Origin of the sequence: Pseudomonas xantholysinigenes (assembly GCF_014268885.2) — a bacterium.
Lineage (GTDB): Bacteria > Pseudomonadota > Gammaproteobacteria > Pseudomonadales > Pseudomonadaceae > Aquipseudomonas > Aquipseudomonas xantholysinigenes.
Map to the genome: position 1 here is coordinate 383,227 of NZ_CP077095.1, position 13,803 is coordinate 397,029.

Below are 13,803 nucleotides of genomic sequence, written 5' to 3' on the forward strand. Positions count from 1 at the left end.
AGACAACCGTCATGTTGCAAATCTTCTGTCCCCACTGCGGCGAGCTGCGTTCCGAGGAAGAATTCCACGCGTCGGGCCAGGCGCACATCGCCCGCCCGCTGGACCCTGCCGCCTGCTCCGACGAGGAGTGGGGCACCTACATGTTCTTCCGCGACAACCCGCGCGGCATCCACCACGAGCTGTGGGACCACGTCGCCGGTTGCCGCCAGTACTTCAACGTCACCCGCGACACCGTGACCTACGAAATCCTGGAAACCTACAAGATCGGCGAGAAGCCGCAGGTTACCGCCGCCTCGAAACAGAGCACCGCGCCAGCGACCGCCAAGGGCCAAGGGGAAAAAGTATGAGCCAGACCTATCGCCTCGCCAGCGGCGGCCGTATCGACCGCAGCAAGGTGCTGAACTTCACCTTCAACGGCAAGACCTACCAGGGCTACGCCGGCGACAGCCTGGCCGCCGCGCTGCTGGCCAACGGCGTGGATATCGTCGGGCGCAGCTTCAAGTACTCGCGTCCGCGCGGGATCATCGCCGCCGGCACCGAGGAGCCGAACGCAATCCTGCAGATCGGCGCCAGCGAAGCCACCCAGATCCCCAACGTGCGCGCCACCCAGCAGGCCCTGTATGCCGGCCTGGTGGCCACCAGCACCAACGGCTGGCCGAACGTCAACAACGACATGATGGGCATCATCGGCAAGGTCGGCGGCAACATGATGCCGCCCGGGTTCTACTACAAGACCTTCATGTACCCCAAGTCGTTCTGGATGACCTACGAGAAGTACATCCGCAAGGCGGCGGGCCTGGGCCGCGCGCCGTTGCAGAACGACCCGGACAGCTACGACTACATGAACCAGCACTGCGATGTGCTGATCGTCGGTGCCGGCCCTGCCGGCCTGGCCGCCGCGTTGGCCGCTGCCCGCAGCGGTGCCCGGGTGATCCTGGCGGATGAGCAGGAAGAATTCGGCGGCACCTTGCTCGACAGCCGCGAAACCCTCGATGGCAAACCAGCCGCCGATTGGGTCAACGCCGTCGTTGCCGAGCTGGAGTCGTTGCCGGAAGTCACCCTGCTGCCGCGCAGCACGGTCAACGGCTACCACGATCACAACTTCCTCACCATTCACGAGCGCCTCACCGACCACCTCGGCGACCGTGCGCCGATTGGCCAGGTGCGCCAACGCGTGCACCGTGTACGTGCCAATCGTGTGGTACTGGCCGCCGGCGCCCATGAGCGTCCGCTGGTGTACGGCAACAACGACCTGCCGGGTAACATGCTGGCCGGTGCGGTCTCGACTTATGTGCGCCGCTACGGCGTGGCGCCGGGCCGCAAGCTGGTGCTGTCGACCAACAACGACCACGCCTACCGCTGCGCGCTGGACTGGCACGACGCTGGCCTGCAAGTCGTCGCCATCGCTGACGCCCGGCACAACCCACGTGGCTCGCTGGTCGAGGAAGCCCGCGCCAAAGGTATCCGCATCCTCACCTCCAGCGCCGTGATCGAGGCCAAGGGCAGCAAGCACGTCACCGGCGCCCGCGTGGCCGCCATCGATGTGCAGGCGCACAAGGTCACCAGCCCGGGGGAAACCCTCGAGTGCGATCTGATCGCGACTTCCGGCGGCTACAGCCCGGTCGTGCACCTGGCCTCGCACCTGGGCGGTCGCCCGGTGTGGCGTGAAGACATCCTCGGCTTCGTGCCGGGCGACGCGCCGCAGAAACGCGTGTGCGTCGGCGGCGTGAACGGCGTCTATGCCCTGGGCGATGTGATCGCCGACGGCTTCGAAGGCGGCGTGCGCGCGGCCACCGAGGCCGGCTTCAAGGCCAGCGCCGGCACCCTGCCGAAAACCCTGGCGCGCAAGGAAGAGGCCACTGTGGCACTGTTCCAGGTGCCCCACGACAAAGGCACCGCCCGTGCGCCCAAGCAGTTCGTCGACCAGCAGAACGACGTCACCGCCGCCGCCATCGAGCTGGCCACCCGCGAGGGCTTCGAGTCGGTCGAGCACGTCAAGCGCTACACCGCGCTGGGCTTCGGCACCGACCAAGGCAAGCTGGGCAACATCAACGGCCTGGCCATCGCCGCGCGTTCGCTCGGGATCGGCATCCCGGAAATGGGCACCACCATGTTCCGCCCCAACTACACGCCGGTGACCTTCGGCGCGGTAGCGGGCCGGCACTGTGGCCATCTGTTCGAACCGGTGCGCTTCACTGCGCTGCATGCCTGGCACCTCAAGAATGGCGCCGAGTTCGAGGACGTCGGCCAGTGGAAGCGTCCGTGGTACTTCCCCAAGCCCGGCGAAGATATCCACACCGCCGTGGCCCGCGAGTGCAAGGCCGTGCGTGACAGCGTCGGCCTGCTGGACGCCTCGACCCTGGGCAAGATCGACATCCAGGGCCCGGACGCGCGCGAATTCCTCAACCGCATCTACACCAACGCCTGGACCAAGCTCGACGTGGGCAAGGCCCGCTACGGCCTGATGTGCAAGGAAGACGGCATGGTCTTCGACGACGGCGTCACCGCCTGCGTCGGCGACAACCACTTCATCATGACCACCACCACCGGCGGCGCCGCCCGCGTGCTGCAGTGGCTGGAGCTGTACCACCAGACCGAATGGCCCGAGATGAAGGTGTACTTCACCTCGGTCACCGACCACTGGGCGACCATGACCCTGTCTGGTCCCAACAGCCGCAAGCTGCTGGCCGAGGTCAGCGACATCGACCTGGACAAGGACGGCTTCCCGTTCATGAGCTGGAAGGAAGGCCTGGTTGGCGGCGTGCCGGCGCGGGTGTTCCGTATCTCGTTCACCGGCGAGCTGTCGTACGAGATCAACGTCCAGGCCAACTACGCCATGGGCGTGCTGGAGCAGATCGTCGAGGCGGGCAAGCAATACAACCTGACTCCGTACGGCACCGAGACCATGCACGTGCTGCGCGCCGAGAAGGGCTTCATCATCGTCGGCCAGGACACCGACGGCTCGATGACCCCGGACGACCTCAACATGAGCTGGTGTGTGGGCCGTAACAAGGCCTTCTCGTGGATCGGCCTGCGCGGCATGAACCGCGAGGACACCACCCGCGAGAACCGCAAGCAGCTGGTGGGCCTCAAGCCGGTGGACCCGAACGTGTGGCTGCCTGAGGGCGCCCAGTTGGTGTTCGATCCCAAGCAGCCGATCCCGATGGACATGGTCGGCCATGTCACCTCCAGCTACGCGGCCAACTCCCTGGGCTATTCGTTCGCCATGGGCGTGGTCAAGGGCGGCCTCAAGCGCCTGGGTGAGCGGGTGTATTCGCCGCAGGCCGACGGCAGCGTGATCGAGGCCGAGATCGTGTCTTCGGTGTTCTTCGATCCGAAGGGTGAACGGCAGAACGTCTAAGGCTTCAGGCTGGTACACGGTGCCAAGTTGGTAATGAGGTCCCTGTGGGAGCGGGTTCACCCGCGAAGAGGGCGGTGAATCCACCATCGCATTCGCGGGCAAGCCCGCTCCCACAGGATGGCCATACCCCGCAGGCATCGTGGTCGACCCACAGAATTCAAGGCAGGTAACAAATGAGCGCTATCAACGTCTTCCAGCAAAACCCAGGCTCCGATGCCAAGGCCCAGTCGCCGCTGCACCACGCCGACCTGGCCAGCCTGGTCGGCAAGGGCCGCAAGAACGCAGGCGTGACCCTGCGTGAAAAGAAATTCCTCGGCCACCTGACCCTGCGTGGCGACGGTCACGACCCGGCCTTCGCCGGCGCCGTGCACAAGGCCCTGGGCCTGGAGCTACCGGTGGCCTTGACCGTGGTCGCCAACGGCGAGATGTCGTTGCAGTGGATCGGGCCGGACGAATACTTGCTGATCGTTCCTGGCGGCCAGGAGTTCGCCGTCGAGCAGAAGCTGCGCGACGCCCTCGACGGCCAGCACGTCCAGGTGGTCAACGTCAGCGGCGGGCAGACCCTGCTCGAACTGCGTGGCGCCAACGTGCGCGACGTGCTGATGAAGTCCACCAGCTATGATGTGCATCCGAACAACTTCCCGGTCGGCAAGGCCGTCGGTACCGTGTTCGCCAAGTCGCAACTGGTGATCCGCCGCACCGCCGAGGATACCTGGGAGTTGGTGATCCGCCGCAGCTTCTCCGATTACTGGTGGCTGTGGTTGCAGGACGCGTCGGCCGAGTACGGCCTGGCCATCGAAGCCTAAGGAGCATTACCCATGAGTCGGGCACCGGACACCTGGATTCTCACTGCCGACTGCCCGAGCATGCTCGGCACGGTCGATGTGGTGACGCGGCACCTCTACGAGCAGCGCTGCTACGTCACCGAGCACCATTCCTTCGATGACCGGTTGTCGGGACGGTTCTTCATTCGCGTGGAGTTTCGTGCCCCGGACGGCTTCGATGAAGACGCCTTCCGCACAGGCCTGGCCGAGCGCAGCGAAGCCTTCGGCATGGCTTTCGAGCTGACCGCGCCCAACCACCGCCCCAAGGTGGTGATCATGGTGTCCAAGGCCGACCACTGCCTGAACGACCTGCTGTACCGCCAGCGCATCGGCCAGCTGGCCATGGACGTGGTCGCGGTGGTGTCCAACCATCCTGACCTAGAGCCTCTGGCGCACTGGCACAAGATTCCCTACTACCACTTCGCCCTCGACCCCAACGACAAGCCAGGGCAAGAGCGCAAGGTGTTGCAGGTGATCGAGCAGAGCGGTGCCGAGCTGGTGATTCTTGCCCGCTACATGCAGGTGCTGTCGCCGGAGCTGTGCCGACGGCTGGACGGCTGGGCGATCAACATCCACCACTCGCTGCTGCCGGGGTTCAAGGGCGCCAAGCCGTATCACCAGGCCTACAACAAGGGCGTGAAGATGGTTGGCGCCACGGCGCACTACATCAACAACGACCTGGATGAAGGGCCGATCATCGCCCAGGGCGTGGAGGTGGTGGACCACGCCCACTACCCCGAGGACCTGATCGCCAAGGGGCGTGATATCGAGTGCCTGACCCTGGCGCGGGCGGTGGGGTATCACATCGAGCGGCGGGTGTTTCTTAACGCCAATCGCACAGTAGTTCTCTAGCGCCCGCACTGGCCCTTTCGCGGGTAAACCCGCTCCCACAGGGATCGCCACTGCATCAAGCACTGTGGGTCCCTGTGGGAGCGGGTTTACCCGCGAATGGGCCAGCACATTTTTACCTGCCGTGAACAGGCATCTGCCTGTCGCATCCAGTCACCGCCCCACCGCTCATCCAGCCCACAATCCCCCTCATTCCAGTAACACAGGCCGCCCACGGATATGGCGGCGCTTTCCACCACCGCTGCATAAATACAAATCAAGCGAGGTAAGAGCATGTCTGGTAACCGTGGAGTGGTGTATCTCGGCGCGGGCAAGGTCGAGGTGCAGAAAATCGACTACCCCAAGATGCAGGACCCGCGCGGCAAGAAGATCGAGCACGGAGTCATCCTCAAGGTGGTCTCCACCAACATCTGCGGCTCCGACCAGCACATGGTCCGCGGCCGCACCACCGCCCAGGTCGGCCTGGTATTGGGCCACGAAATCACCGGTGAAATCGTCGAAATGGGCCGTGACGTCGAACGCCTGAAGATCGGCGACCTGGTGTCGGTACCCTTCAACGTCGCCTGCGGCCGCTGCCGCTCGTGCAAAGAGATGCACACGGGTGTCTGCCTCACCGTCAACCCGGCCCGCGCCGGTGGCGCCTACGGCTATGTCGACATGGGCGACTGGACCGGCGGCCAGGCCGAGTACGTGCTGGTGCCCTACGCCGACTTCAACCTGCTGAAACTGCCTGACCGCGACAAGGCCATGGAGAAGATCCGCGACCTGACCTGCCTGTCCGACATCCTGCCGACCGGCTACCACGGCGCCGTCACCGCGGGTGTCGGCCCGGGTAGCACGGTCTATGTTGCCGGAGCTGGCCCGGTAGGCCTGGCCGCCGCTGCTTCCGCGCGCTTGCTGGGTGCTGCCTGCGTGATCGTCGGCGACTTGAACCCGCTGCGCCTGGCTCACGCCAAGTCGCAAGGTTTCGAGGTGGTCGATCTGTCCAAGGACACCCCGTTGCACGAGCAGATCATCGACATCCTCGGCGAGCCGGAAGTGGACTGCGCCGTCGACGCGGTGGGTTTCGAGGCTCGTGGACACGGCCATGAGGGCGCCAAGCATGAAGCCCCGGCCACCGTGCTCAACTCGCTGATGCAGGTGACCCGCGTGGCCGGCAAGATCGGTATCCCCGGCCTGTATGTGACCGAAGACCCGGGCGCGGTGGATGCCGCCGCCAAGATCGGTGCCCTGAGCATCCGTTTCGGCCTGGGCTGGGCCAAGTCGCACAGCTTCCACACCGGCCAGACCCCGACCATGAAGTACAACCGCCAGCTGATGCAGGCGATCATGTGGGATCGCATCAACATTGCCGAGGTGGTGGGCGTGCAGGTGATCAGCCTGGACCAGGCGCCGGAAGGCTATGGCGAGTTCGACGCGGGCGTGCCGAAGAAATTCGTGATCGACCCGCACAAGACCTTTAGCGCGGTGTGAATGAGGGAAACGCCCCGACAAGGGGCGTTTCTTCAGGGCCGTATGGTTTGGTATCGGGTGCAATATCGGCAGGGAAAGCGTTCAAGTACCTGAGAAGAGGCCGACCAGGCGGCGGGCGAAAGTGTCATTGTTTCGTAGTTCTTCCACTTTTGCATCGATCGCACTCCAATCGTCTTTTGTCAGTCTTAATACCTTTCGTGTAAATTCTTCTCGTGCTAGGTATATTTTGCGCTCTGTTTTCCGTTGTAGTTTCTCCGTTTCCCTGATGTATTGTTCCATGAGCGGTCTTTCTATTTCCCTTAGCGGTGAGTCAGTACTAATGCGGCCCTCTAGGGCTCGTTTACTGATATTGATAGTTTCGATCTGGATTTGCCTGGTTTTCTCAAGGCTTTCTATGCGCTTAAAGGGTTTTACGATTTCCTCTGGCAGCGCAGATATAGGTGTTGTTTTGAGTTTTTGTATTGCTTCTTCTCGAGTCGGTACAAACTTACCGGGAGCGTCTATCTCATAAATTGTTGGTAACTTATTCTGGGGAAACCAAGTGCCTGACTTCTTTCGCTCGTTTCCCGACAGATCTTGCCAGTTGACCGGATCCTGTTCGCAATAAGCATACGCATTGATTCCTCCCATGCCAAACGGACTCCAAGCATCTGGCGAGTGAAAACGCATCAGGACAGGATTGTAGGCGCGTTTGCCATTGCCCAATAGATAGAGGCCTGCGGCCTCCAATATCTGTGCAGTGAGTCCCGGCAACGGATATTTTTCCAGGGTGCTGCTGAAGCCAAACGGCGAGTAGGTAAGCACGTCACGGTTCCCAGCAACCTGACGTGTAATCACCGACCGTTGGTTGTCCAAACCCAATAATACTGCCGCGGAACGTGATGCATTGGCCTTCAACATACGCCACCTGCGCAAGATCATCGACGGATTAGATTGTGCGCTAATCCCAAACGAGGGCAACTGACAAAAATACTAGCTATTAAGAATGGCAGCAGTTCGTAAAATATCGGTCAAGCTGATTGCCCAGGGCAGAGATACCTGCTGATGAACGTGCAGTCACCCTCGGCAATTGGTTCGGAACAAACCTCCGTCATCCCAGTCCAACCCTCGTTTCCCGGCCATTCCGGCCGACCGAGGTCCCTCCCGATGAAAGCACTCACCCTGGCAACCCTGATGACCCTGGCCGCAAGCCCGGTGTTCGCCTTCAACCTTAGCGACGTCGCCAATGCGGTGTCTGCCGCGCAAAGCCCGCAGCAGAATGGCCAGGTCCAGGCGCCCGCCGCCCAGGCAAACCTGCTCAACACCCTGGGCAGCGAATTGAAGATCACCCCCGAGCAGGCCGTTGGCGGTGCTGGGGCGATGCTGGGGCTGGCACGCAACAACCTGAGCAGCGATGACTATGGCCAGCTGAGCAAGGCGGTGCCGGGCCTGGACCTGCTGTCCGGTGCCAATGGTTTGGGCGGCCTGAGTGGCTTGGGGCAGTTGCTGGGCAACGACAAGACTGCCCCGGCGTTGAGCAACGCCCTGGGCAACCAGGTGCAGAACCGGGGCGACCTGGACAATGCGTTCAAGGCACTGGGCATGGATACCGGCATGATCGGCCAGTTCGCGCCGTTGATCCTGCAGTACCTGGGGCAGCAGGGGATTGCCGGGTCGTTGCTGCAGAATCTGGGGAGCTTGTGGGCGACGCCGGCAGTGGCCGCGCCGTCGGTGTGATTCAATGCCGGCCTCTTCGCGGGCAAGCCCGCTCCCACAGAGGCCAGTGCAATCCCTGTGGGAGCGGGCTTGCCCGCGAAGAGGCCGGAACAGGATCAGCGCATCTCGGCGCGCAGCTCCTCGATCCGCTGGTCCTTGTCCAGCCACAGCTGGTTGACCCAGGCCTGCACGGTCTGGCGGAACGCCGGGTCGTTCTCGTAGTCGCCTTCGCTCAACGCCGGATCCAGCTCGCGCACGCGGATATCGATGATCACCCGGCTGATGCTGCCGTTGAGCAGGTCCCAGAACCCCGGGGCCTTGTTGCCCGGGTAGACGATGGTCACGTCCAGCAGCGCATCGAGTTGCTCGCCCAGCGCCGCCAGCACGAAGGCCACGCCGCCGGCCTTGGGCTTGAGCAGGTGGCGATAGGGCGATTGCTGTTCCTGGCGCTTGGCCTCGGTGAAGCGGGTGCCTTCCAGGTAGTTGACCACGGTCACCGGCTGGCGCTTGAACAGCTCGCAGGCGGCCTTGGTGATCTCCAGGTCCTTGCCCTTGAGCTCGGGGTGCTTCTCCAGGAACGCCTTGCTGTAGCGCTTCATGAACGGGTAGTCGAGCCCCCACCAGGCCAGGCCCAGCAACGGTACCCAGATCAGCTCTTTCTTGAGGAAGAACTTGAAGAACGGCACGCGGCGGTTGAGGCTTTCGATCAGCGCGGGGATATCGACCCAGGTCTGGTGGTTGCTGACGCACAGGTACGATGTGTCCTTGCGCAGCGTGTCGACTCCACGGATGTCCCATTGGGTCGGGATGCACAGGGCGAAGATGGCCTTGTCGATTTCCGACCAGGTTTCGGCAACCCACATCACCGCGGCCGACGCGTAGTCGCGGCCACGGCCGGGCAACACCAGCTTGAGCAGGGCGAAGACCAGCAGCGGGCCGATCAGCACCAGGGTGTTGAGCAGCAGCAGGGTGAGGGTGAGGATGCCGGTCAGCAGGCGACGCATAGGGGAACTCTTGTTGTGTGAGGTAAACGGTTGGCAATGATAAGCAGGGCAGCGGCCTACGCCAAACGTCGTACGTCCATTAACTGGGACAAATGTTTCACATTGTGTTGTTTACCCTGTGACAACGAACCTATCCTGCCTGCGTAGTCTAAGCACTGTCCCAACTCAAGGAAGCCTTGCCCGTGAAATCCTTGCTTGCCCTGCTGTCCCTGCTGGCGCTGCCGGTCATGGCCGCCGAACCGACGATTTATGGTCGCTACGAGAACATCAAGCTGCCGGAAATCGGCCAGACCCTGGAAGCCAAGATGGACACCGGTGCCTGGACCGCCTCCTTGTCGGCCAAGGACATCGAGATGTTCACCCGTGACGGCAATGAGTGGGTACGCTTCCGCCTGGCTACCAAGGGCGCCAGCGACAAAGTCTACGAGCACGAAGTGTCGCGCATCAGCAAGATCAAGAACCGCGCCGAGGAAGATGACGAGGAAGAGGCGCCAGCGCTCTCCCATCGCCCGGTGATCGACCTGGAAATGTGCCTGGGCGACGTCAAGCGCACGGTGGAGGTCAACCTGGTCGACCGTAGCAACTTCCGTTACCCGCTGCTGATCGGCTCCAAGGCCCTGCGCAAGTTCAAGGCGGCGGTGGACCCGCGCGAGAAGTTCACGGCGGGCAATCCGGGCTGCTGATGCAGTAGCTGCAAGCTTCAAGCTTCAAGCCGCAAGCTGCAAGAAATGGCGGATCGGTGTAAGTTGCCGCGATCCGCTTTCACTTGAAGCTTGCAGCTTGAGGCTTGCCGCTCAGATGCCCCACATCCTCATCGTCGAAGACGAATCCGCCATCGCCGACACCCTGGTCTATGCCCTCCAGGCCGACGGCCACAGCACCGAATGGGTGAGCCTGGGCAGCGCCGCCGTCGAGCAGCAACGCCTGCGCCCGGCCGACCTGGTGATCCTCGACATCGGCCTGCCGGATATCAGCGGTTTCGAAACCTGTCGCCAGCTGCGCCGCTTCAGCGACGTGCCGGTGATGTTCCTCAGCGCCCGCGACGCCGAGATCGACCGGGTGCTGGGCCTGGAAATCGGTGCCGACGATTATGTGGTCAAGCCGTTCAGCCCTCGCGAGGTGGCCGCGCGGGTGCGGGCGATCCTCAAGCGCATGGCGCCCCGGCCCGAGCCGGTCGAGCCGGCATCGCCGTTCCAACTCGACACCCTGGCCATGCGCATCCTCTACCGCAACCAACCATTGACCCTGACCCGGCACGAGTTCCGCCTGCTGCAAAGCCTGCTCGAGCAGCCACGGCGGGTGTTCAGCCGCGAGCAGTTGCTCGACGGCCTCGGCGTGGCCTCGGATGTGGGCTACGAACGCACCATCGACAGCCATATCAAGAGCCTGCGGGCCAAGCTGCGCCAGGTGGCCGTGGACGCCGAGCCGATCCAGACCCACCGCGGCCTGGGCTACAGCTACAGCCCGGAACACGCCTGATGCGCCTGGGAATCCGGATCTTCCTGGTGTACTTCCTGTTCGTCGGGCTGGCGGGTTACTTCCTGCTCAACACCGTGCGCGAGCAGATTCGCCCGGTGGTGCGCCAGTCGTCCGAGGAGACCCTGGTCGACACCGCCAACCTGCTGGCGGAAATCCTGCGTGACGACGTCAAGCGTGGAACCCTGAGCCAGAGCCGCCTGGCCCAGGTGCTGACGGCCTATGGCGAGCGCCGCCCCAGCGCGCAGATCTGGGGGTTGGCGAAGAACCAGGTCAGCCACCGCATCTACGTGACCGACGCCAACGGCATTGTCTTGCTCGACTCCACTGGCCAGGACCTGGGCAAGGACTATTCACGCTGGAATGATGTCTACCTGACCTTGCGTGGCCAGTACGGCGCACGTTCGACGCGCAGCGACCCGGATGACGAGAACAGCTCGGTGATGCACGTGGCGGCGCCGATCCTTGATGAGGGCCGGATCATCGGTGTGGTCACGGTGGCCAAGCCCAACAGTTCGCTGCAGCCCTACATTGATCGTTCCGAGCAGCGCCTGTTGAGCCTCGGCCTAGGGCTGATCGTGCTCGGCCTGCTGGTGGGCGCGGCGCTGTCGTGGTGGCTGACCCGCTCGCTGCGCCGGCTCACCCACTATGCCCAGGCCGTCAGCGCGGGCGAGCGCGCGGCCTTGCCGCACTACAAGGGCGGCGAGCTGCTGCAACTGGCCACGGCGGTGGAGCGCATGCGCACGCAACTGGAGGGCAAGGCCTATGTCGAGCGCTATGTGCACACCCTCACCCATGAGCTGAAAAGCCCGCTGGCGGCGATACGCGGCGCTTGCGAGCTGCTGCAGGGCGAGATGCCGCACGAGCAGCGGGCGCGTTTCGCCGGCAACATCGAGCGTGAGAGCGAACGCTTGCAGCAGATGATCGAACGCCTGCTCAACCTGGCCCGGGTCGAGCAGATGCAGGCGCTGGAGGATGAACAACAGGTGCCGCTGGCGGCGCTGGTCGACGAATTGCTGCTGGCCCATGCCGCGCGAATCGACGCGGCAGGGGCGCAGGTACGCCAGGACATACCGGCCAGTGCCAGGCTGCTCTGCGACCCGTTCCTGATGCGCCAGGCCCTGGCCAACCTGTTGGACAACGCCCTGGATTTCACGCCGCAGCAAGGCGTGTTGACCTTTGCGCTGGAGATCGAGGGCGAGCGGGCAGCGCTGAGCCTGTGCAACCAGGGGCCGGCCATTCCCGACTATGCGCTGGAGCGGGTGAGCGAGCGATTCTATTCGCTGCCAAGGCCCGCTACCGGGCGCAAGAGCACTGGGCTGGGGCTGAACTTCGTGGCCGAGGTGATGCAGTTGCATGGTGGGGCATTGGCGGTGGACAACGTCGAGGGTGGGGTGCGGGTGAGGCTCTGGTTGCCGATGCGGCGACTTGGCTGAGTCGATGGGTGTTGCCTGTGGGAGCGGGTCACCCGCGAAGAGGGCAGTGAATTCACCCTTGCATGCGCAGGTAAACCCGCCCCAGGGGAATGCTGTGCTGTGATCGTGGGGCTGCTGGCGCCAATCTCCACACAATCTCCACATTCCCTCCCCAAGGGCTCCACGCGGCGGGCAGACACTGCCCACATCGCAAACGGAGCCCAACCCCATGAACAAGACCTTAGGTTTCAAGCTCGGCCTGATCGCCGTGCTGATCGTGCTGCTGCTGATTCCCCTGCTGATGATCGGCGGCCTGATCGACGAACGACAGCAACTGCGCAACAACGTACTGGGCGAGATCGCCGCCAGCTCCAGCTTCGACCAGCTGGTCAGTGGCCCGGTGCTGGTGGTGCCCTATCGCAAGTACGAGCGGCGCTGGATCGACAAGGACGGCCAGAGTGTCCAGGAGACCACCACGATGCATGGCAACCTGTACTTCCTGCCGGAAACCTTCGCGATGGATGTCGGTGTCGATACCGAGCTGCGCGCCCGCGGCATCTATCAGGCGCGGCTGTTCCATGCCAAGGGCCGGGTCAGTGGCCGTTTCAAGCTGCCTGAGCGCTGGGGGATCGAGAAGGACTACGACGACTACCGCTTCGACAAGCCGTTCCTGATGGTCGGCATCAGTGATATTCGGGGCATTGAGAACAGCCTGGAGCTGACCCTGGATGACCAGCGCATGCCATTCGAGGCCGGCAGCGGTGTCGACTGGCTTCCCGGTGGCGTGCATGTGGCCCTGCCGCAGTTGAGCGACCAGAAGGCCCGCGAGTTCGACTACGCCTTCGACCTGGCCCTGCTGGGCACCGGCCAGCTGGCGGTGCTGCCGGTTGGCCGTAGCAGCATGGTCGATATGCGTGCCAACTGGCCGCACCCGAGCTTCGTCGGTAGCTACCTGCCCAGCCGCCGGGCGATCGATGAGAAGGGCTTCAGCGCCCATTGGCAGACCTCGTTCTTCGCCACCAACCTGGAAGAGTCCATGCGTCTTTGCGCGACCGTCGGCAAGTGTGGCGACTTCAACGAGCGTGCTTTTGGCGTCAGCTTCGTCGACCCGGTGGACCAATATCTCAAGAGCGAGCGGGCGATCAAGTATGCGCTGCTGTTCATTGCCCTGACCTTTGCCGGCTTCTTCCTGTTCGAGGTGCTGAAGAACCTCAGCGTGCACCCGGTGCAGTACATCCTGGTGGGCGTGGCGCTGGCGTTCTTCTACCTGTTGTTGCTGTCGCTGTCCGAACACCTGGGGTTTGGCCTGGCCTATGGGCTGTCGGCGTCGGGTTGCGTGTTGCTGATCGGCTTCTACCTGGTCCACGTGCTGCGCAGCCTGGGGCGTGGGATTGGCTTTGCGGCGGGGTTGGCGGCGTTGTACGCGATGCTCTATGGGCTGCTCAGTGCCGAGGACTATGCGTTGCTGATGGGATCGCTGCTGTGCTTTGGCCTGCTCGGCGTGTTCATGGTGCTGACCCGGCGGCTGGACTGGTCGCGGGTGGGGAGGATGGCATGAGGGAGGAAAGAGAGCTTGGGCGCTGGTTGGCCCGGGAAATAGGATTGTTGTTTCCCTTGCGACGAAGCTGAACTTGGGGGCTGCTTTGCAGCCCTTTCGCGGCACAAGGCCGCTCCTACAGAGGAATGCGCTCTTCGGTAGGAGCGGC

At 63.5% G+C, this 13,803-nt stretch carries 12 protein-coding genes; 10 read left to right on the forward strand and 2 right to left on the reverse strand.

What is annotated here, in order from left to right:
• Nucleotides 1-11 precede the first annotated feature (11 nt).
• The 5 genes from HU772_RS01740 (at nt 12) to fdhA (ending at nt 6,507) form a co-directional block, all read left to right on the forward strand.
• Entirely contained in the window at nt 12-347 is a 336-nt protein-coding gene (locus HU772_RS01740; protein WP_186653601.1) for a sarcosine oxidase subunit delta, read from the forward strand.
• A complete protein-coding gene (locus HU772_RS01745) occupies nt 344-3,361 on the forward strand; it encodes a sarcosine oxidase subunit alpha (RefSeq protein ID WP_186653599.1) in 3,018 nt (1,005 codons plus the stop codon). The genes HU772_RS01740 and HU772_RS01745 overlap by 4 nt, the downstream gene beginning before the upstream one ends.
• Nucleotides 3,362-3,534: 173 nt before the next feature.
• The gene (locus HU772_RS01750; protein WP_186653596.1) at nt 3,535-4,167 is read left to right on the forward strand and encodes a sarcosine oxidase subunit gamma; all 633 of its coding nucleotides are present in this window, start codon (nt 3,535-3,537) and stop codon (nt 4,165-4,167) included.
• Nucleotides 4,168-4,179: 12 nt separating this feature from the next.
• Nucleotides 4,180-5,037, forward strand: coding sequence for a formyltetrahydrofolate deformylase (purU, locus tag HU772_RS01755; RefSeq protein ID WP_186653592.1), 858 nt, complete (start codon nt 4,180-4,182; stop codon nt 5,035-5,037).
• 270 nt (nt 5,038-5,307) lie between these two features.
• Nucleotides 5,308-6,507, forward strand: a complete 1,200-nt coding sequence (gene fdhA / locus HU772_RS01760; protein ID WP_186653567.1) for a formaldehyde dehydrogenase, glutathione-independent — start codon at nt 5,308-5,310, stop codon at nt 6,505-6,507.
• A gap of 81 nt (nt 6,508-6,588) precedes the next feature.
• On the opposite strand, the gene HU772_RS01765 is transcribed toward fdhA, so the two are convergent.
• Nucleotides 6,589-7,407 carry an RHS repeat-associated core domain-containing protein gene (locus HU772_RS01765; RefSeq protein WP_225923087.1) on the reverse strand — a complete coding sequence of 273 codons (819 nt, stop codon included), beginning with the start codon at nt 7,405-7,407 and terminating at the stop codon, nt 6,589-6,591.
• A gap of 246 nt (nt 7,408-7,653) precedes the next feature.
• Between HU772_RS01765 and HU772_RS01770 the strand changes: the two genes are divergently transcribed.
• Nucleotides 7,654-8,223 carry a DUF2780 domain-containing protein gene (locus HU772_RS01770; protein ID WP_186653561.1) on the forward strand — a complete coding sequence of 190 codons (570 nt, stop codon included), beginning with the start codon at nt 7,654-7,656 and terminating at the stop codon, nt 8,221-8,223.
• A gap of 95 nt (nt 8,224-8,318) precedes the next feature.
• Here the strand turns inward: HU772_RS01770 and yihG are convergent, their stop codons facing one another.
• Nucleotides 8,319-9,206 (reverse strand): 1-acylglycerol-3-phosphate O-acyltransferase, YihG family, encoded by an 888-nt coding sequence (yihG, locus tag HU772_RS01775; RefSeq protein WP_186653558.1) that lies wholly within the window; start codon nt 9,204-9,206, stop codon nt 8,319-8,321.
• 182 nt (nt 9,207-9,388) lie between these two features.
• On the opposite strand from yihG, the gene rloA2 reads away from it, so the two are divergent.
• From rloA2 to creD, 4 genes are all read left to right on the forward strand, one after another.
• The gene (gene rloA2 / locus HU772_RS01780; RefSeq protein ID WP_186653555.1) at nt 9,389-9,889 is read left to right on the forward strand and encodes a retropepsin-like aspartic peptidase RloA2; all 501 of its coding nucleotides are present in this window, start codon (nt 9,389-9,391) and stop codon (nt 9,887-9,889) included.
• 115 nt (nt 9,890-10,004) lie between these two features.
• Nucleotides 10,005-10,685, forward strand: coding sequence for a two-component system response regulator CreB (gene creB / locus HU772_RS01785; RefSeq protein ID WP_186653552.1), 681 nt, complete (start codon nt 10,005-10,007; stop codon nt 10,683-10,685).
• A complete protein-coding gene (gene creC / locus HU772_RS01790) occupies nt 10,685-12,118 on the forward strand; it encodes a two-component system sensor histidine kinase CreC (protein WP_186653549.1) in 1,434 nt (477 codons plus the stop codon). The genes creB and creC overlap by 1 nt, the downstream gene beginning before the upstream one ends.
• 208 nt (nt 12,119-12,326) lie before the next feature.
• Entirely contained in the window at nt 12,327-13,655 is a 1,329-nt protein-coding gene (gene creD / locus HU772_RS01795) for a cell envelope integrity protein CreD (protein ID WP_186653546.1), read from the forward strand.
• The last annotated feature ends 148 nt before the right edge of the window (nt 13,656-13,803 follow it).

What these genes read in the sequence shown, in the direction of transcription:
- HU772_RS01740 (WP_186653601.1), top strand. Translation starts at nt 12, where the DNA reads ATGTTGCAAATCTTCTGTCCCCACTGCGGCGAGCTGCGTTCCGAGGAA.
- HU772_RS01745 (WP_186653599.1), top strand. Translation starts at nt 344, where the DNA reads ATGAGCCAGACCTATCGCCTCGCCAGCGGCGGCCGTATCGACCGCAGC.
- HU772_RS01750 (WP_186653596.1), top strand. Translation starts at nt 3,535, where the DNA reads ATGAGCGCTATCAACGTCTTCCAGCAAAACCCAGGCTCCGATGCCAAG.
- purU (WP_186653592.1), top strand. Translation starts at nt 4,180, where the DNA reads ATGAGTCGGGCACCGGACACCTGGATTCTCACTGCCGACTGCCCGAGC.
- fdhA (WP_186653567.1), top strand. Translation starts at nt 5,308, where the DNA reads ATGTCTGGTAACCGTGGAGTGGTGTATCTCGGCGCGGGCAAGGTCGAG.
- HU772_RS01765 (WP_225923087.1), bottom strand. Translation starts at nt 7,407, where the DNA reads ATGTTGAAGGCCAATGCATCACGTTCCGCGGCAGTATTATTGGGTTTG.
- HU772_RS01770 (WP_186653561.1), top strand. Translation starts at nt 7,654, where the DNA reads ATGAAAGCACTCACCCTGGCAACCCTGATGACCCTGGCCGCAAGCCCG.
- yihG (WP_186653558.1), bottom strand. Translation starts at nt 9,206, where the DNA reads ATGCGTCGCCTGCTGACCGGCATCCTCACCCTCACCCTGCTGCTGCTC.
- creB (WP_186653552.1), top strand. Translation starts at nt 10,005, where the DNA reads ATGCCCCACATCCTCATCGTCGAAGACGAATCCGCCATCGCCGACACC.
- creC (WP_186653549.1), top strand. Translation starts at nt 10,685, where the DNA reads ATGCGCCTGGGAATCCGGATCTTCCTGGTGTACTTCCTGTTCGTCGGG.
- creD (WP_186653546.1), top strand. Translation starts at nt 12,327, where the DNA reads ATGAACAAGACCTTAGGTTTCAAGCTCGGCCTGATCGCCGTGCTGATC.